Source organism: Achromobacter sp. SIMBA_011, from assembly GCF_046535435.1.
Lineage (GTDB): Bacteria > Pseudomonadota > Gammaproteobacteria > Burkholderiales > Burkholderiaceae_B > Achromobacter > Achromobacter dolens.
On the sequence record NZ_JAWRWN010001333.1, the window covers coordinates 1 to 231 of the forward strand.

The following is a 231-nucleotide window of genomic DNA, read 5'->3' on the forward strand; positions in this document are numbered from 1 at the left end:
CACCAATTAAAACGCCTAACTTAGATGATATTGCCAATAAAGGGATAAGGTTTAACCAAGCTTATGCTGGCAATACGGTATGTTCACCTTCTCGAGTTTCGCTTTTTACAGGTCGTGATGGTCGTTACATGACTAATAACTCAAATACGGTTCAGTTAGTTGAAAGTGATATCACTGTTGCGCACGTTCTTAAGTACGCAGGCTATGACACTGCACTATTTGGTAAGTACT

At 39.8% G+C, this 231-nt stretch carries 1 protein-coding gene; it reads left to right on the top strand.

Going from position 1 to position 231, the window contains the following annotated elements; translation table 11 throughout:
* The coding region (locus SB816_RS35415) for a sulfatase-like hydrolase/transferase (RefSeq protein ID WP_410548673.1) at nt 1–231 on the top strand (231 nt) is incomplete at both ends.